The organism is Rhizobacter sp. P1_G5 (assembly GCF_056405435.1).
Window position 1 is genome coordinate 1 of sequence record NZ_JBFUCB010001175.1, and the last position, 638, is coordinate 638.

General features: G+C 61.4%; 1 protein-coding gene and 1 pseudogene. Both read left to right on the forward strand.

The window, feature by feature from the left end:
• The coding region (gene ilvN, locus AC1D12_RS34820; RefSeq protein WP_477845600.1) for an acetolactate synthase small subunit at positions 1-413 on the forward strand (413 nt) is incomplete at its 5' end.
• Between the two features lie 58 nt (positions 414-471).
• Positions 472-638: pseudogene (locus AC1D12_RS34825) on the forward strand (ketol-acid reductoisomerase); the annotation flags it as partial.

Here is a 638-nt window from a genome sequence, read left to right on the forward strand (position 1 = left end):
GATACAACATCGAGAGCCTGACGGTCGCGCCGACCGAAGACGCCTCGCTGTCGCGCATGACCATCGTGACGACCGGCTCCGACGAGGTGATCGAGCAGATCACCAAGCACCTGAACCGCCTCATCGAGGTGGTCAAGGTGGTCGACCTGACCGAAGGCGCCTTCACCGAACGCGAGCTGATGCTCATCAAGGTGCGCGCCGTCGGCAAGGAACGCGAAGAGATGAAGCGCATGGCCGACATCTTCCGCGGCCGCATCATCGACGTCACGGAAAAGAGCTACACCATTGAACTCACCGGCGATGCGTCCAAGCTCGATGCCTTCATCGAGGCGATCGACCGCAGCGCCATCCTGGAAACCGTGCGCACCGGCACCAGCGGGATCGGTCGCGGCGAGCGCATCCTGCGCGTCTGATCGTCTCGATCAATCCATTCACCCCGCAAGACTGACCTGTTTTTTTCTGGAGAAGACCATGAAGGTTTATTACGACAAGGATGCTGACCTGAGCCTGGTGAAGGGCAAGAACGTCACGATCATCGGCTACGGCTCGCAAGGCCATGCGCACGCGCAGAACCTGAACGACAGCGGCGTCAAGGTCACCGTCGGCCTGCGCAAGGGCGGGGCCTCGTGGTCCAAGGC